This window comes from Frigoribacterium sp. Leaf263 (genome assembly GCF_001422285.1).
In the GTDB taxonomy this organism is placed as follows: Bacteria; Actinomycetota; Actinomycetes; order Actinomycetales; family Microbacteriaceae; genus Frigoribacterium.
Window position 1 is genome coordinate 569,008 of record NZ_LMMO01000003.1, and the last position, 17,353, is coordinate 586,360.

The 17,353-nt window shown below is 71.9% G+C and carries 15 protein-coding genes; 7 read left to right on the forward strand and 8 right to left on the reverse strand.

The features are described 5' to 3' along the window. Positions 1-13 precede the first annotated feature (13 nt). From pnuC to ASF17_RS06690, 6 genes are all read right to left on the reverse strand, one after another. Entirely contained in the window at positions 14-703 is a 690-nt protein-coding gene (gene pnuC / locus ASF17_RS06665; RefSeq protein ID WP_055798370.1) for a nicotinamide riboside transporter PnuC, read from the reverse strand. 121 nt (positions 704-824) lie between these two features. Then, on the reverse strand, positions 825-1,151 hold the full coding sequence (locus ASF17_RS06670) for a DUF6504 family protein (RefSeq protein ID WP_055796910.1): 327 nt from the start codon (positions 1,149-1,151) through the stop codon (positions 825-827). A 69-nt stretch (positions 1,152-1,220) separates the two neighbouring features. Beyond that, positions 1,221-2,504 (reverse strand): type II toxin-antitoxin system HipA family toxin, encoded by a 1,284-nt coding sequence (locus tag ASF17_RS06675; protein WP_055796913.1) that lies wholly within the window; start codon positions 2,502-2,504, stop codon positions 1,221-1,223. Further along, positions 2,501-2,869, reverse strand: coding sequence for a helix-turn-helix transcriptional regulator (locus ASF17_RS06680; RefSeq protein WP_156357328.1), 369 nt, complete (start codon positions 2,867-2,869; stop codon positions 2,501-2,503). The genes ASF17_RS06675 and ASF17_RS06680 overlap by 4 nt, the downstream gene beginning before the upstream one ends. An 85-nt stretch (positions 2,870-2,954) precedes the next feature. Beyond that, a complete protein-coding gene (locus ASF17_RS06685) occupies positions 2,955-3,995 on the reverse strand; it encodes an App1 family protein (protein ID WP_055796920.1) in 1,041 nt (346 codons plus the stop codon). 17 nt (positions 3,996-4,012) lie between these two features. Then, positions 4,013-4,774 carry an SOS response-associated peptidase gene (locus ASF17_RS06690; RefSeq protein WP_326934173.1) on the reverse strand — a complete coding sequence of 254 codons (762 nt, stop codon included), beginning with the start codon at positions 4,772-4,774 and terminating at the stop codon, positions 4,013-4,015. A gap of 101 nt (positions 4,775-4,875) precedes the next feature. Between ASF17_RS06690 and ASF17_RS06695 the strand changes: the two genes are divergently transcribed. Beyond that, complete coding sequence (locus tag ASF17_RS06695; protein WP_055796927.1) at positions 4,876-5,523, forward strand: TetR/AcrR family transcriptional regulator; 648 nt, start codon at positions 4,876-4,878, stop codon at positions 5,521-5,523. 66 nt (positions 5,524-5,589) lie between these two features. Here the strand turns inward: ASF17_RS06695 and ASF17_RS06700 are convergent, their stop codons facing one another. Further along, positions 5,590-6,252 (reverse strand): DedA family protein, encoded by a 663-nt coding sequence (locus ASF17_RS06700; protein WP_055796930.1) that lies wholly within the window; start codon positions 6,250-6,252, stop codon positions 5,590-5,592. 87 nt (positions 6,253-6,339) lie between these two features. Between ASF17_RS06700 and ASF17_RS06705 the strand changes: the two genes are divergently transcribed. From ASF17_RS06705 to cydC, 4 genes are read left to right on the forward strand one after another with little or no spacing between them, the layout of a single operon-like run. After that, complete coding sequence (locus ASF17_RS06705; protein ID WP_055796932.1) at positions 6,340-7,752, forward strand: cytochrome ubiquinol oxidase subunit I; 1,413 nt, start codon at positions 6,340-6,342, stop codon at positions 7,750-7,752. Then, entirely contained in the window at positions 7,752-8,753 is a 1,002-nt protein-coding gene (gene cydB, locus ASF17_RS06710) for a cytochrome d ubiquinol oxidase subunit II (RefSeq protein ID WP_055796934.1), read from the forward strand. Before ASF17_RS06705 ends, cydB begins: the two co-directional genes overlap by 1 nt. Before the next feature lie 10 nt (positions 8,754-8,763). Beyond that, entirely contained in the window at positions 8,764-10,470 is a 1,707-nt protein-coding gene (cydD, locus tag ASF17_RS06715; protein ID WP_082475121.1) for a thiol reductant ABC exporter subunit CydD, read from the forward strand. After that, positions 10,467-12,239 (forward strand): thiol reductant ABC exporter subunit CydC, encoded by a 1,773-nt coding sequence (gene cydC, locus ASF17_RS06720; RefSeq protein ID WP_055796936.1) that lies wholly within the window; start codon positions 10,467-10,469, stop codon positions 12,237-12,239. Before cydD ends, cydC begins: the two co-directional genes overlap by 4 nt. Positions 12,240-12,323: 84 nt before the next feature. Here cydC and ASF17_RS06725 read toward each other — a convergent pair whose 3' ends face one another. Then, positions 12,324-13,175 carry an aminotransferase class IV gene (locus ASF17_RS06725; protein ID WP_082475122.1) on the reverse strand — a complete coding sequence of 284 codons (852 nt, stop codon included), beginning with the start codon at positions 13,173-13,175 and terminating at the stop codon, positions 12,324-12,326. 12 nt (positions 13,176-13,187) lie between these two features. On the opposite strand from ASF17_RS06725, the gene ASF17_RS06730 reads away from it, so the two are divergent. Both ASF17_RS06730 and leuS read left to right on the forward strand, forming a co-directional pair. Next, positions 13,188-14,594, forward strand: a complete 1,407-nt coding sequence (locus ASF17_RS06730) for an anthranilate synthase component I family protein (protein ID WP_055796940.1) — start codon at positions 13,188-13,190, stop codon at positions 14,592-14,594. Between the two features lie 136 nt (positions 14,595-14,730). Further along, positions 14,731-17,337, forward strand: coding sequence for a leucine--tRNA ligase (gene leuS, locus ASF17_RS06735; protein WP_055796943.1), 2,607 nt, complete (start codon positions 14,731-14,733; stop codon positions 17,335-17,337). The last annotated feature ends 16 nt before the right edge of the window (positions 17,338-17,353 follow it).

The following is a 17,353-nucleotide window of genomic DNA, read 5'->3' on the forward strand; positions in this document are numbered from 1 at the left end:
CCAAGCAGCCGGGTCAGTGACGGTGCTGCAGGGTGGGGTCGGGCCACCGGGTCTCGACGAGCGGCTTCCGTCGCCTGGTCCGCGCCCAGACCACGAAGCCCATGAGGGTGAACGCCCCGTAGAAGACGTACATGAACGCCGAGGCGTAGTAGCCGGCGCTGAAGAGCAGGGGAGTGCCCACGAGGTCCACGGCGACCCAGATGAGCCAGAACTCGACCCAGCCCTTCGCCATGCCGTACGTGGCCAGCAGCGACCCCATGAAGATCCAGGCGTCGGCCCACACCGGCTCGTACGAACCGAGTGCGCTGAAGATCGGGGTGAGGACGGCGGTGCCGCCGAGCAGGGCCACCACCAGCAGGACCCGGTTGCGTCGACCGGCCCACCGCGGCTCGACGGCCGCCCCGGCGCCGGTCGCGCTCCGTCGCCAGCGGTACCAGCCGTAGACGGACACGGCGATGAACATGACCTGACGCCCGGCCTGCCCGAGCAGATTGACTGGGTTCGGCGTGTCGAACACCGCGCCGAGGAACACGGTGAACAGCAGCGCGTTGCCGACGATGCCGACCGGCCACGCCCAGACCTTGCGGCGCATGCCGCCGAGGGCGCTGAGCAGACCGAAGACGTTGCCCACGACCTCACGCCAGAGGATGGTCTGATCACCCAGCACCAGCTGAGCGTCGAAGAGCCACCGGATCACCTGCACGTCGTCCTCCTGGTCGCGGCGACGACCGAGCCCGTGGTCCGCCACGGCGTTCGTCCCGCCGAGATCGGGAACGACCGCGGCCCGTGGTTCATTCCCTCGCCCTGTCGTGCGGTACCGGTGGTCAGGCGAACAGCTGCTGCTCGACCCGGTCGTCGAACACGCCCAGCAGCAGCCACGACCCCCTGGCCGGATCGAGTGCCAGATCGAATGTGCCGTCGATCCGATGGACGCCGTCGGTGAGCGGCAGGGCGTCGACCCGCCAGACCGGCAGCTCGAGCAGGTCGTCCGCGCCGCCGCGCGGTGCACGATCCGCCGACCGCCACCATTCGCGACGGGTGATCCACCGCTCCGGCGGACTGACGACGCCGTAGACGACGCCTCGCCACACGAACCGGAGCGGCGCCCCGTCGGCGGTCGTCTCGACCGGCACCTTCTCGTCGATCTTCATGTGATCCGCCTCGCTCGTCGTTCGAAAGTGTGTTCGAACGGAGTGTACGGTCGGCCGCCGACATCCGTCTCACCAGCGGGGCAGCGCATCCTCGATCCGACGGGCTGCGTCGTCGTCGAGCCCCGCCTCCTCGGCGAAGCCCCGCCACCCCGCGACCGCCTCGCTCACCTCGGCCACGATCTCCGACGCGCCGGGGACGAGGTACCGGTCGGCCAGTCGCATGACGTCGTCCCGCCCGACGTCGCGGAACACCCCGTCGACCCCCATCAGATGCTGATAGGTCCATCGTCCCGTCGGATTGTGCGCGAACGTGACGTCGTAGGCGGGCGCCAGAGTCCACGACGCCGTCGGCGACGCCAGCAGGAACGACGAGTTCTTCGTGTGATCGTCGTTGTTCGCCGCCAGGATGTTCAGCACCATCCGTCGGAGCACCTGCGCCCTCGCCTCCGCGCCCATCCCCAACGACTCCACCGTGTCGAAGAGCTGACCGTACTCATGGGTCTGCCTCTGACGGAAGTCGAGATGCGCCGTCCCGCACAGGGTCACGGAGTGGATCTTGCCCGCCGGCCCGCGGTCGAAGCGACGCGTCATGAAATGAGCGCGACCGTTCTCCTCGAGCAGCCGGCACTCGGCCATCTCGACCCCCGCCGCCCGCGCCATCAGCGAATAGGCGTACTCCACGCGCCCCGACGACCCGCCCGACCCGAGCTCCGCGTCCGCACCCAGGCCGTCCAGCTTGATCAGCCAGTGCTCGAACCCCTCAGGGGCCGGCAGCTGCCCCGAGCGGACCTCGCCCGACTCGCGGTCCCACGCGATGACCGCCTTCGCCCGAGCGCCTCCCGCCGAGGTGCCGACCTGGATCAGCGACTGGATCGCCGCCTCCGTCTCGCGGTCCGAGTCGAACTGCGCGTCGAGCACGCTCCGGGCCCCCTCCACGAGGGCGCTCAGCTCGACCGCGCTGCTCCGGCGGTGACGCGGCCCCCGCGACGGCCGGAACTCGAGAGCTCCCATGGCCCGGTCCGCCATGTAGGCCAGCCGGTCGAGCGGACTGACGTCCCCCCGCCGGACACCCTGCCTCGCCAGCCAGGCGTCGATCACCGCGTTGCCGAAGTCGTCGGGCATCGCATCGGCCAGCAGGGCCGGGAGCCGATGGAAGGTGGCCTCGGGCAGCTGCGGGAACACATGACGCCTCGTGCGCACCGGCATCGTCAGAGGAGCCAGCTCGATCCCCCTGGCCGCCCAGTCGGGGTAGTACTCGAAGACGTACGCCCCGAGCCCCTCGTCGAGGGCGACCGCGCCGACCCGCGACCCCCACGCCGAGACCTCCACCGCCTGCACCGCCGACCAGCTCATCGGGACGGGTCCTCCGTCGACGGCGCCCCGTCGTCGCGGACGGTCGTCCGCGGTCGGTACACCCGCCTCCTCGGCTCACGACCGGCGCTCCGCAGCACGTCGATCGGGCTCACCGCGCTCGCCGGGAGCAGCCCCTCGAGCGCGTCGGCGGCGTCGAGGGCCCGGAGGACGCGGACGAGGGTCTTCAGGGTGCTGCCCCGCCCGTTCTCCAGATTCTGCAGGGTGCTCGTCGAGACGCCGGCCTCGCGGGCGAGGTCGACCTGGTCGACGCCCTCGTCGAGTCGGCGGGCTCGCACGCGCTCGCCGATCAGGGTCTCCCACTCGTCGGTGGATCGTCGCCTGGCGGTGGATCCGTTCCCGTTCATCACCCCTCCGAAAACCGATTATCCGGTTATTGCAGCACGATCGGGCCTCAAAAGCGAGAAATCCGGTGATAAGAGAAGGCCCGCGTCACTCGACGATGCCCGCATCGGCGAGCTGATCCCACAGACCTGCGCCGTCGGGGGCCGAGACCCAGGTGACGTCACTGCCCTGCGCGTGCTCGGAGCGCGATCGGCCACCGGCGAGAACGGCCTCGCTCGGCGAGAGCTGCCGGATCGCCACGGCCGCGACGGAGTCGGGATGCTCGTGCAGGAAGCTCCCGTAGAGCTCCTCGTCGTGCTGCCCGTCGTCACCGACCAGCAGCCACCGCATGTGGGGGAACTCGGCGGCCAGGCGCTCGAGAGAGGCGCGCTTGTGCTCGCGGCCGCTCCGGAAGAACCGGTCGTGGGTCGGACCCCAGTCGGTCAGCAGCAGAGGGCCGCTCGGGTACAGGTTGCGCGAGAGGAAGCGCGACAGCGTCGGCGCCACGTTCCAGGCCCCCGTCGAGAGGTAGATCACGGGGCATCCGCCGGCGGAGCGCTGCAGGCGCTCGTACAGCACCGACATGCCGGGCACGGGGCGGCGCGCGTGCTCGTTGAGCACGAAGGTGTTCCAGGCAGCCAGGAAGGGGCGGGGCAGGGAGGTGACCATCACCGTGTCGTCGATGTCGGAGACGATGCCGAACCGCACGTCGGGGTCGATCACGTACACCGGCGCGTCGACGGGCAGCGAGCCCTCGCAGCTCACGGTGGCGATGTGCCAGCCGGGCTCGAGATCGACCTCGACCCGGACGTCGAGCACCCCGCCGCGGTCGGTCGTGAGGTGGTGGGTGCGCCCGCCCAGCACCACGTCGACGCGGGCCTTCTCGACCGGCACGCTGGTGAAGCTCCGCCAGCCGCGGACGTTGGCGCGGTCGATCCCCTCGAGGGTCCCGGCCGGGGTGAGCAGCACCCGGGACAGGACGCGAGCCCACCCGGGGGAGCCGTAGCCCGTGTAGGGCACGATCGTCGGGAGGAGACCCCGCCTGCGTGCGCGCTTCTCTCGGAACCGGTGGACCGAGTTCTCGATGCGGGCGGCGCGGTGCAGCAGCGGCTCGACTCCGGCCGGGGCCGGTCTACGGGTGTCGGGCATGCGCCCATCCTGTCACGTCAGAGGGGCTCGACGAGGGAGGGGGAGTCGGTGCCCACCGAGCCGACGGCGGGCGAGACCTCGTGGGACGTCGTGCGCCCGGCGATCTCGGGCGACAGCCCCGCGACGCCCTCGACGAGATCGGCGTCGCCCTCGGTCTCGGGGTCGAGCCAGTCGTCCATCACGTCGGCCCCGACGAAGACCGGCATGCGGTCGTGCAGCGAGGCGAGCGGACCCGAGGAGGCGCGGGTCAGGATCGTCGTCGACAGCAGCCACCGGGACGGCGCGTCGGGTGCCGCTCGAGGGTCCCGCCACCATTCGTAGAGCGCGGCGAAGAGCATCACCTCGTCGTCGGGGAGGTGGACGAGGTGGGGGTGCCTGACCCCGGCCGAGTCGGTCGTCCACTCGTAGTACCCCGTGGCGGGGACCAGCCCCCGACGGGCGGCGACGGCCTCGCGGAACATCGGCTTCGCGGCCGCCGTCTCGGACCGGGCGTTGATCACGGGCGCGCCCTCGGGTCCGGCCGAGCCGCCGGGCACGAGGCCCCAGCGGGCGGCCGCGAGACGACGGACGGGCGGGCCGCCGGCGTCGTCGCCCCGGGGCGCCGCATCGACCAGGAGGTGCACCGGGCGGGTCGGAGCGATATTCCAGGAAGGATCTGGGAGAGTGTCTCCTGATACATCAACGTCGAACAGGGCCACCAGGTCGCTCGAGGCGCGAGCCATCACGAATCGTCCGCACATGCGTCCATCATCCCGGCTCCCGCCGACATCGGGTGCCATCGGTCGGCGAGGCGGCGGATGCGCCCGCCGCGGCCCGGCACGATCCCCCGACGTCCAGCACCATGCCGCGACGACGTCGCGACTCGCCAGAAGGAGAACCGTTGCTCGTCACCGAGGTCAATGAAGCACTGCCCGGGGGATCGTCACTGCTCAGGAACGAGCCGGTCCAGGCCCGGAGCTCTGCGCGCCTCACGGGGCTGCTCGACGCCGCGGCGTCGATCATCGACGAGATCGGCTACGAGCGTCTGACGACGGCGATGGTCGCCGAGCGCGCCGGGGCGTCGATCGGCACCGTCTACCGGTACTTCCCCGACCGGATCGCCGTGGTCGACGCCCTCGCCCTCCGCTGCATCCAGCGGCTGACGTCGCGGGTGGCCGATCGAGTGGCCGACCCTGAGATCGTCGACTGGCGGCGTGCCATCGAGGCCCTGATCGACGCGAAGGCCGACATGTACCGCGAGGAGCCCGGGTTCCGGGCCATCCGCTTCGGCGACGCCCCCGACCTCGGAGCCCCGCACGAGGCGCCCTCCGGCAGTCCTCTGGCCGATCGCATCACGAGCCTGCTGGTCGACCGGTTCGGCGTCGTCCGCGACGTCGAGACCGAGCTGGCGGTCGAGGTCGTCGTCGAGATCGGCAACTCGCTGCTCGCTCGCGCCTTCGTGTCGGGCGGCGAGGGCGACAGCCGCTTCATCGACGAGTGCCGCCGCGTGGTCGTCGCCTATCTCGAGCCGGTGCTCGCCGTCCGCTGACCTCTCGGGCGCCCGCCGGGCCGAGGTCCGCCGGATCCGCGCCCGCCGGGCTCACGCCCACCGAGCTCACGCCTCGGCGTCGTCCTCCGGCGGAGGCGTCATGTGGCGCTCCTCCCGGGAGTGGACGATCCGCTTGATCACCACGACGGCCACCGCGAAGACGACGATCGCGGCGACGAACAGGTAGCCGGCGCCGTGCAGCCGGTCGGCGACCTCCCGGTAGCCGCCCGCCGCCCCGGCCCCGACGGACACGTACGCGGTCGACCACAGCAGGCACGCGGGGGCGGTCCAGGCCAGGAACGTGCGGTAGCGCATCGGGCTCATCCCGACGGTCAGCGGGATGAGCGAATGGAGCACCGGCAGGAAGCGCGAGACGAACACGGCGATGCCGCCGCGGCGTGCGAGGTAGGTCTCCGCCCGCACCCAGTTGCGTTCGCCCAGGTGTCGGCCGACGGCGCTGCGGCGGATCGCCGGTCCGAAGCGGCGACCCAGAGCGAAGCCCACGCTCTCGCCGACGAGCGCCCCGATCATCAGGGCGGCGATCAGGGCGACGAACTCGGACGGCGTCGCGACCGCGGTCGACGACACGATGGCGACGGTGTCGCCCGGGACGACCAGTCCGAGGAGCACGGACGTCTCGAGCACCATGGCCAGGCCCGCGAGCAGGGTCCGGAGCACGGGGTCGACCGACTGGACGAGGTCGAGGAGGCTGCCGAGGAGGTCGTTCACGCCCCCGATCCTATTCACAGGCATCCGGCAGCGACCGACCCCCCTAATCGACAGGTGTTGTTTTACTGCGGACGCATACTGAGTCCTGTGAACGACCTCCTCGACCCGCTCCTCCTCTCGCGGTGGCAGTTCGGTCTGACGACGATCTACCACTTCCTCTTCGTGCCCCTGACGATCGGCATGGCCTTCACGGTCGCGGTCTTCCAGACGGCATGGGTCCGGACCGGCAGGCTGCACTATCTGCAGCTCACCCGGTTCTTCGGCAAGATCTTCCTGATCAACTTCGCCATGGGCGTCGTGACCGGCATCGTGCAGGAGTTCCAGTTCGGCATGAACTGGTCCGACTACTCGCGCTTCGTCGGCGACGTGTTCGGCGCGCCGCTGGCGCTCGAGGGGCTGCTCGCGTTCTTCCTGGAGGCCACCTTCATCGGCATCTGGATCTTCGGCTGGGACAAGGTGCCCAAGGGCCTCCACCTGGCGAGCATCTGGGGCGCCACGCTCGGGAGCATCCTCTCCGCCTACTTCATCATCGCGGCGAACGCGTTCATGCAGAACCCGGTCGGCTACGCCATCAACGAGGAGAAGGGCCGCGCCGAGCTCACCAGCATCTGGGAGGTGCTGACCAACAAGGTCGCCCTCGCGGCCTTCCCGCACACGATCTTCGCCTGCTTCATGGTCTCGGCCGCGGTGATCGTCGCGGTGGCGGCGTGGCACCTGTCCCGCAATCAGAATCTCGAGACCATGCGACCCGCCCTCCGCTTCGGACTCTGGACGATGGTCGCGGCCGGTGCGCTCACCGTCCTGACCGGAGACCAGCTGGGACTCGCCATGGTCGAGACCCAGCCGATGAAGATGGCCGCGGCGGAGGCCCTCTACAAGACGTCGACGGGCGCCGACGCGTCGTTCTCGATCTTCACGCTGGGCACGCCCGACGGCGTGCACGAGCTCTTCAGCATCCGCGTCCCGTACCTGTTGAGCTTCCTGTCGACGCACACCTTCGACGGCACCGTCGAGGGCATCAACGACCTGCAGGCGCAGTACACGCAGCTCTACGGGCCCGGCGACTACACCCCGATCATCTGGGTGACGTACTGGTCGTTCCGCTGGATGATGGGCCTCGGCATGGTCGCCATCATGATGTCGCTCGTCGGCCTCTGGGTGACCCGCAAGGGGCGCCTGCCCGAGAACCGCTGGGTGTGGCGTGCGGCCGTCTGGTCGTACCCGCTGCCGCTGCTGGCGATGATCGTCGGCTGGGTCTTCACCGAGATGGGCCGCCAACCCTGGCTGGTCTTCGGGCTGCTGCAGACCTCCGACGGCGTCTCGCCCGGCGTGACCGGTCTGACGGTGCTCATCTCGCTGGTGGCGTTCACCGCGATCTACGGCAGCCTCGCGGTCGTCGAGTTCCGGCTCATCGTCAAGGCGGCCCAGAAGGGGCCGGGCGAGGCGCCCGTGCCCGACCCCGAGTCCGGCGAGATCCGACACGAAGCGACGGTGTACTGATGGACCTCGCCACCCTCTGGTTCCTCATCCTGGCGTTCTTCTTCGTCGGCTACTTCGTCCTCGACGGCTTCGACTTCGGCGTCGGCATGTCGCTGCCGTTCCTCGGCCGGGACGACACCGACCGACGTGTGCTGATCAACACGATCGGGCCGGTCTGGGATCTCAACGAGACCTGGGTCATCGTCGCCGGGGCGTTCATGTTCGCCGCGTTCCCCGAGTGGTACGCCACGCTGTTCAGCGGGTTCTACCTGCTGCTGCTGCTCATCCTGCTGGCGCTCATCGCCCGAGGGGTCTCGTTCGAGTACCGGCACCAGCGCCCCGAGGCCGCCTGGAAGCGCCGCTTCGACCTGATGATCACGGTCGGCTCGGCCGTACCCGCCTTCGTGTGGGGCGTCGTCTTCGCGAACGTCGTGCGCGGGGTGCCGCTCGACCCCGGCTTCAACTACACGGGCACCCTTCTCGACCTGCTGAACCCGTACGCGCTGCTAGGCGGTCTCACGACCCTGCTGCTCTTCTTCACCCACGGCGTCGTGTTCGTCTCGCTGAAGACCGAGGGCGACATGCGCGATCGCGCCCGGCGACTCGCCGTCCGCGCCGGTGCCGTCACGATCGTCGTCGCGGCGTCGTTCCTGGCCATCACCACGCTCATGCACGGGACGCCCGCGTCGGCAGTGCTCTCGGCGGGCGCGGCCGTCGCGCTCATCGGGTCCTTCGTCTCGAACCTGCGGGGTCGCGAGGGGCGCGCGTTCGCCCTCATGGCCGTGACGATCGCACTCGCGGTGGCGAGCCTGTTCGCGGCCCTGTTCCCCGGCGTCATGCCGGCGAGCAACGACCCGGCGAACAGCCTGACGATCGCGAACGCCTCCAGCTCGGAGTACACCCTGACGATCATGAGCTGGGTCGCGCTCGTCTTCGTCCCGCTCATCCTCGGCTATCAGGGGTTCACGTACTGGATCTTCCGCAAGCGGATCAGCCGGGCATCGATCCCGGCCCACTCGTGAGGCGACGACCGTGAGACCGCTCGACCCGCGCCTCCTGCGCTACGCGGCGGCGGCCCGGTCGTTCCTCGCGATCGGGGCGCTGCTCGGCGTCGTCCAGACCCTCTGCGTCGTGGCCGTCGCCTGGTACGCGTCGCGGGCGGTCGTCGCCGTCGTCGACGGGCGCGGCGTCCCGGCCCTCGCGGAGGCGCTGGTCGGCCTGGCGATCGCGGTCGTGGTCCGTTCGCTCGTCTCGTGGTCGCTCGAAGCCGTCGCGGCGCGGACCGCCGCCGTCGTCAAGAGCCAGCTGCGCCGCCGGGTCGTTCGCGCCGTCGTCGACCGCGGACACGAGTGGCTGGCCCGGCGGAACTCCGCCCGGCTGGCGACGCTCGTGGGGCCGGGGCTCGACGCGCTCGACGACTACTTCGCCAAGTACCTGCCCCAGCTGATCCTCACTGCCCTCAGCACGCCGATCATCGTCGGGGTCATGGCGGCGAGCGACTGGCTCTCCGCCGTGATCGTCGTGGCGACCCTGCCGCTCATCCCCGTCTTCATGGTGCTGATCGGCTGGACGACCCGGACGGCGCAGGCCCGCCAGTGGGATCGTCTGGCCGGTCTCGCCTCGGCGTTCCTCGACGCGGTGAACGGGCTCTCGACCCTCAAGGTGTTCGGGCGCGAGCGTCGTCAGGTCGCTCGCATCGGCCGTCTGACCGACGAGTACCGCACGCAGACCATGTCGGTGCTGCGGGTGTCGTTCCTCAGCGGCTTCGCCCTCGAACTCGCCGCGTCGCTGTCGGTGGCCCTCGTGGCCGTGTCGATCGGGATCCGTCTCGTCGACGGTTCTCTCGCTCTGCCCGTCGCCCTGTTCGTGCTGCTCCTCGCGCCCGAGGCCTATCTGCCGCTCCGTCAGGTGGGCGCCAACTACCATGCGGCGTCCGACGGCGTCGCCGCGTCCGCCGACGTGATCGAGCTGCTCGACGAGGTCGAGGCGGTGGGCCCGTCGCCCGTCGTCCCGACGCCCGCATCGGAGGTCGGGGTCGTCGCGGAATCCGACGCGCTCGTCGTCTCCGGGCTGGAGGTGCACCGAGGAGGCGCGCTCGCCCTGGCAGCGACGTCGTTCGTCGCCCCCGTGGGGCGCCTCGTCGCCGTCGTCGGCCCGAGCGGTGCCGGCAAGTCGTCGCTTCTCGCCGCGCTCCGCGGAGCAGTGCCGGCGGAGGGCGCCGTGGTCTGGCGGGACGCCGGGCGGGCGCCCATGCCGGCCGAGATCGCCTGGTCGGGTCAGACCGCCGGTCTCCTCTCGGGGACGATCGCCGAGAACGTCGCCCTCGGCGAACCGCTCGACCCCGCCGACGTCCGGCGCGCCCTCGACGACGTCGGCGGGTCGGACCTCGATCCCGCGGCCGTCCTGGGCGCCGGCGGCCGGGGTCTGTCGGGCGGCCAGGCTCAGCGGGTCGCCCTGGCCCGGGCGATTCACCGTCTGCGTCGCCGCTCGGGGCGTCTGCTGCTCGTCGACGAGCCGTCATCCGCTCTCGATCCCGTCACCGAAGCGCGCCTGGTGGCCGGCCTCGTCGCCGTGGCGCGATCCGGCGTGGCGGTGGTCGTCGTGACGCACCGCACCGCGATCCGCGACGCGGCCGACGCCGTCGTCCGCATCCCGGCCGCTGCTTCCGTCGAGCCCGTGCCCGTCGAGCCGGTGCCCGTCGAGCCGGTGCCCGTCGAGTCCGGGGGCGATCGCCGATGACGCGCTCCCTGCTGCGTGCGGCCCAGCCGTCGCTCCGTCGTTCGCTGCCCGGGGTCCTCCTCGGTGCGGTCAGCGCCGTGAGCGCCATCGCCCTGCTGGCGGCGTCGGCTCACCTCATCACCCATGCGGCCGAGCAGCCGCCGATCCTCTTCCTCACCCTGTCGATGGTGGGGGTCAGGGCGTTCGCCCTCGCCCGGGCGTTCTTCCGGTACCTCGAGCGCCTCGCCAGCCACGACGCGGCGTTCCGACAGCTGGCGGTCGTGCGGACCGAGCTCTACCGGCGACTCGTGCGGATCGCTCCCGCCGGTCTCGGCAGGGTCGACCGCGGCGACCTGCTCTCGCGGATGGTCAGCGACGTCGACGCGCTGCAGGACCTCCCGCTGCGCGTGGTGCAGCCCCTCGTCGTGTCGGGAGCCGCGTCGGTCGCGTCGGTCGTCGGAGTCGCCTTCTTCTCACCTCGGGCCGCGCTCGTGCTCGCCGTCGGCCTCGTGGTGGCCTTCGTCGTCGGGTGCCTCAGCGCCGACGTCCTCGCCCGCCGCAGCGAGCAGGCCCTGGCCGACCGCCGGGGGGCTCTCGGAGGCGCGGTCCTCGACACCCTGCAGAACCTCGACGTGCTGGTCGCCTTCGACGCCGTCGACGGGCAGCTCGACCGGGTCGCCCGCCTCGACGACGACCTCCGTGCCGCCGCCCGTCGACGGGCGACGTCGACCGGAGTCGTGGCGGCGCTCGTCTCGCTCCTGTCGGGGGCGACCGTCTGGGCGACCGTGCTCGCAGCGGCCCCGTCGGTCGCTACGGGCGATCTCCCGGGTCCGGCCTTCGCGCTCGTCGCCCTGGTGCCCCTGGCGGTGTTCGAGGTCGTCGGCTCCGTCCCGACGGCCGTGCTCGCCTGGCGGCGGGTCCGGGCGAGCGCCGACCGCCTCGAGTCGGTCGTCCCGGCCGTCGCACCGCCCGAGGTCGTCGTCGACGCCGACACCGACGCGGATGCCGACGCGGATGCCGACGCGGACGCCGATGCCGACGCCGACGCGGGCCCAGGAGCCGGCGCCGACGTGGTCGACGTCGCCTCGGCCCGCCTCCCGCTGCCGCCGCCGGGCGGCTCGGCCGTGCGCCTCCGGGGGCTCTCGGCCTCCTGGCCCGGGTCGGCTCGCACGGCCCTCCGGTCCGTCGACCTCGACGTGCGGGTGGGGGAGCGCATCGTGATCGAGGGACCGAGCGGTGCGGGCAAGAGCACCCTGGCCGCCGTCCTGGCGAGGTTCCTCGCGTACGAGGGGCGGTACGAGGTGGGCGGTCGTGAGGCGTCCGATGTGCCTGCCGCGCGCGTGAGGGCCACGGTGGGCCTGCTCGAGCAGGAGCCGTACCTCTTCGACGAGTCCGTCCGTCAGAACCTCCTCTTCGCCCGCGACACGGCGTCGGACGACGACCTCTGGAGCGTCCTCGAGAGGGTCGATCTCGCCGGGTGGGTGCGCACCCGCGGGGGCCTCGATGCCCGTCTCGGCGAGCGCGGCGCCCTCGTCTCGGGCGGTCAGGCGCAGCGGATCTCGGTGGCGCGAGCGCTGCTGCACGGGTTCCCGGTGCTCGTCCTCGACGAGCCGACGGCCGGACTCGACGCGGATCTCGCCGAGCGTCTGATCGCCGACGTGCTCACGACGGCTCGCCAGGACGGGACGACCGTGCTGCTCGTCTCGCACGTGCCCGTCGACGAGCGGCTGGTGACCCGACGCGTGCGGATCGAGGACGGTCGCGTGATCGACCCGACCCGCGCCTCCTAGGCCCGGCCCGTCGGATCGGCGCGTCGGCCCACCGGATCGGCGCGTCGACGTGCACCGGCGCGAGACCGGGACGCGGGGTCGCGCCTAGCCGGGCGGGAGCGGCCGGCGGAGCGCCTCGAGCCGGCTCCGCCAGAGGGCGAGCCGGCCGGGCTCTTCGGCGGGCGAGGGGCCGTCGACCCAGTCGGTGGCGATGCGCAGCCCGTGCAGGGCGCTCGTCGTCCAGATCTCGAAGCCGTCGAGCTCGTCGGGTCGGGCGTGCTCGTGCAGCACGTCGATCCCCATCACGGCCGCCAGCGTGGCCAGCGTGCGGACGGTCACCCCGGGCAGTCGCGGCAGGTCGTCGGCGGGCAGGCAGAGCGCGTCGCCGCGCCACCACACGATCGAGCTCCAGGCGCCGTCGATCACGTGGCCGTCGTCCGAGAGCACGACCGCCTCGTCGGCGCCGCGGAGTCGCGCCTCGTCGCGCACGCGTCCGAGGGCGTCGAGGTCGGGCCCCTTGACGAGAGGCAGCGTCCGCGGGTCGTGCGACGCGGTGGCGAGCACCACCGACGAGGAGGCCGGCGGCGCGGGCCGCAGCCGCAGCCGGAGCTCCGTCGAGGAGGCGCGGGTCGCGTCGGTCGCGGAGGCGGAGACGAGCTCGACCCGGGGGAACCAGCGGCCCGTCCACGGCAGCCGGGCGACCGCTGCAGCCCAGAACGCGTCGACGTCGGGGGAGTCGGCGGGGCCGGTGCCGCGCGCGGCCAGCTCGGCGGCCGCCGAGGCGGTGAAGCGGGCGCGGTGGACGTCGAGCGCCCGCACCCGGCCGTCGTCGACGAGCCACGAGTCGGCGACGGCGAGCTCGATGCGACGGGGTGCGGTGCCGTCGGGGCCGAGGTCGTCGTCGGCGGCGGTCTCGAGGCGTCCGTCGTGCCACCGGAGGATCGTCGCCGTGCTCATAAACTCAAGGCTATGCGCCCTCCGGTGGTCCGTGCGCCGCTCGTGTGGCGCGACCCAGAACTCGTCGTCTCGTGCCTGGCCGCCGACGGCGACGTCGTCTGGATCGACGCCGGGGTCGGCGCCACGACCGGCCGGTCCGTCGTCGCGTGGGGCACGGCGGTCACCGCCCGGGCCTCCGACGGCGGTCTCGACGCGGCCTGGGACGCCCTCCGCGCCTCCTCGGCCGACCGGCGCGACGACGCGGATCCGCTGGGGTGGGCCGGCTGGCTCGGCTACGGCCTGGGTCTGCGCCTCCTCGAGCGCGACGGCGGACTGCACGGGGCGTCCCCCCGGCACGACGACGGCGGCCCGCCCGATCTCGCGCTCCTGCGCACCGACCGCGCGCTCGTCTTCGATCACGCCCGGCGGACCGTCGAGGCCGTCAGCACGGCCGATCGCGCGTGGCTCGACGACGTCCGGGCGAGGTGGGACGATCTCGCGGCCGAGGAGGCGCGGCGCGCGATCGTCCCGCACCGCGCCTCCTCGGCTCCTCCGCGCTGGGACCACGATGCGGCGGCCTACCTCGCCCTGGTGGCCCGCTGCCAGGCTGCGATCGCCGACGGCGAGGCGTACGTGCTCTGCCCGACGACCCGGGTGACCGTGGAGGGGGTCGACGACGACCTGGCCCTGTACCGGAGGCTGCGGCGCGCCTCCGCGGCCCCGCAGGCGTCGTTCGTGCGGATCGGCGGCACGAGCGTGCTCGGCGCCTCGCCCGAGGCGTTCGTCGAGGTGACCCCCGGGGGCCGGGTCTCGTCGTCGCCGATCAAGGGCACCCGCCCCCGCAGCACCGACGCCGCCGTCGACGCGGAGCTGGCGCACGACCTCGCCACGAGCGAGAAGGAGCGCGCCGAGAACCTCATGATCGTCGACCTCGTGCGCAACGACCTGACGCGGGTCTGCTCCGTCGGCAGCGTCGAGGTCGTCGAGCTCTTCGCCGTCCGCTCGTACCCGGCCGTCCACCAGCTCGTCAGCACGGTGCGCGGGCGGCTGCGAGCCGGTGCCACCGGTCTCGACGCGGTCGCCTCGCTGTTCCCGGCGGGGTCGATGACCGGTGCGCCGAAGCGCCGAGCCGTCGAGCTGCTGTCCGCCTGGGAGGCGCGCCCCCGCGGGATCTACTCGGGCGCCGTCGGCCTCATCGGCCTCGACGGAGCCGTCTCGCTCGCGATGGTGATCCGCTCCATCGTCGTCGAGACGGGCGGCGCCGACGGCGGGGCCCGTCACGAGGGCCCGGGGTGCGCGGGCTCGGTCCGCGTCGCCACCATCGGGGTCGGCGGCGGGGTCACCGAGTCGTCGGTCCCGCGCGACGAGTGGGACGAGGTCGGGGTGAAGGCGGCCGCCCTGCTGGCGGTGCTGGCGGACGACGCGACCCGCGCCTCCTGAGTCCGGCGCCGCCCCCGGAGTCCGGTTCGGCGGACGACGGGCCCGTCATCTACGCTAGATCGTCGGGTCGCCGTGCCCGCACTCCGACGTGCCCCGCAGCCGGTTGCGTCCCTCCCCAGGAATGAATGAGAGTCCCGTGGCACACGAGCACGACAACACAGCCTCCGCCGACGAGTCCCCGCGCCCGCCCCGTCACGACGAGGAGCGCGAGTACGACGTCGCGCGGCTGCAGCGCAAGTGGCAGGCCGTGTGGGAGGAGGCGAAGCCGTTCGCCGTCGACCCCGACGACAAGCGCCCGCGCAAGTACATCCTCGACATGTTCCCGTACCCCTCGGGCGACCTGCACATGGGTCATGCCGAGGGCTACGCGCTCGGCGACGTCATCGCGCGCTACTGGCGTCAGCAGGGCTTCAACGTGCTGCACCCGATCGGGTGGGACAGCTTCGGGCTCCCGGCCGAGAACGCGGCCATCAAGCGCGGCGTCGACCCCCGCGAATGGACCTACGCGAACATCGAGCAGCAGAAGCAGAGCATGAAGCTCTACGCGCCGTCGTTCGACTGGGATCGCGTGCTGCACACGAGCGACCCCGAGTACTACAAGTGGAACCAGTGGCTGTTCCTCAAGATGTACGAGAAGGGCCTGGCGTATCGGAAGGACAGCTGGGTCAACTGGGATCCGGTCGATCAGACCGTGCTGGCCAACGAGCAGGTGCTGGCCGACGGCACGAGCGAGCGCTCGGGCGCCGTCGTCGTCAAGAAGAAGCTGACGCAGTGGTACTTCAAGATCACCGACTACGCCGACCGCCTGCTCGACGACCTCAACCAGCTCGAGGGCCGCTGGCCGTCGAAGGTGCTCAACATGCAGCGCAACTGGATCGGTCGCTCGGTCGGAGCCGACGTGCACTTCGAGATCGAGGGGCGTGACGAGCGGGTCACGGTCTTCACCACGCGACCCGACACCCTGTACGGCGCGACGTTCATGGTCGTCGCCCCCGATTCCGACCTCGCGGCCGAGCTCGTGGCCGACGCGACGGACGACGTGCGCGAGCGCTTCGCCGAGTACCTGACGGCGGTGCAGAAGTCGACCGAGATCGAGCGCCAGTCGACCGACCGGCCGAAGACGGGCGTGCCCCTCGGGCGCGTCGCCGTCAATCCGCTGACCGGCGACCCGATGCCGGTCTGGGCCGCCGACTACGTCCTCGCCGACTACGGTCACGGCGCCGTCATGGCCGTGCCCGCGCACGACCAGCGCGACCTCGACTTCGCCATCGAGTACGACCTGCCCGTGCGGGTCGTCGTCGACACCAACGCGGCCGTGACGGGCGTCATCCCGAAGCTCGAGCTCGACGCGGATGGTCAGGCGATCCTGCCCGACGACCTGCCCGAGCTGAACCCGCGCGAGACGGGCGTCGCCCTCACCGGCGACGGCCGCCTGATGAACTCGGGTCAGCTCACCGGTCTCAGCAAGTCGAACGCGATCAAGCGCGTCATCGAGCTGCTCGAGGCCTCGGGCTCGGGCAAGGGCGCCAAGACGTACCGCCTGCGCGACTGGCTCATCTCCCGTCAGCGCTTCTGGGGCACCCCCATCCCGATCGTGCACGGCGCCGACGGGACGGAGATCCCGGTGCCCGAAGACCAGCTGCCCGTGCTGCTGCCGCCCACCGAGGGCCTCGACCTCAAACCCAAGGGCAGCTCGCCGCTCGGCGCGGCCGTCGACTGGGTGAACGTGCCGAACCCGATCGACGGCACCCCGGCGAAGCGCGACGCCGACACGATGGACACCTTCGTCGACAGCTCGTGGTACTTCCTGCGGTTCCTCAGCCCGAACGACGCCGAGCGCGCGTTCGACCCGTCCGTCGTGAACCGGTGGGCCCCGGTCGATCAGTACGTCGGCGGCGTCGAGCACGCGATCCTGCACCTGCTGTACGCGCGCTTCATCACGAAGGTGCTGTTCGACCTCGGTCACCTCGACTTCACCGAGCCCTTCAGCGCGCTGCTCAACCAGGGCATGGTCCTCCAGGACGGCGCGAAGATGAGCAAGAGCAAGGGCAACCTCGTCACGCTCTCCGAAGAGATCGAGAAGCACGGCGTCGACGCGATCCGCCTGACGATGGCCTTCGCCGGTCCTCCGGAGGACGACATCGACTGGGCCGACGTGTCGCCCGCCGGGTCCGCGAAGTTCCTCGCCCGGGCGTTCCGCCTGGCCGGCGAGGTCTCGAGCGCACCCGACGTCGTGTGGGCCGACGGCGACCAGGCCCTCCGCCGGGTCACCCACCGGTTCCTGGCCGAGGCCCCCGGCCTCACCGAGGCGTTCAAGTTCAACGTCGTCGTCGCCCGTCTGATGGAGCTCGTCAACGCGATCCGCAAGGTCGTCGACTCGGGTGCGGGCGCGGGCGACCCCGCCGTCCGCGAGGCCGTCGAGACGGTCACGCTGGGCCTGTCGCTCTTCGCGCCCTACACGGCGTCCGAGATGTGGGAGAAGCTCGGCTACGAGGGCGTCGCCGTCGCCACGCACGGCTGGCGGAAGGCCGACCCGACGCTGCTCGTCGAGACGAGCGTCACCGCCGTCGTGCAGGTCAACGGCAAGGTGCGCGACCGCCTCGAGGTCTCGCCCAAGATCGGCTCGGACGAGCTCGAGGCGCTGGCCCGCGCCTCCGTCGCCGTTCAGCGCTCGATCGGCGACAAGGAGATCGTGAACGTCATCGTGCGCGCGCCGCGTCTGGTGAACATCGCGGTGAAGTGATCCTCCGGGGGCGGAT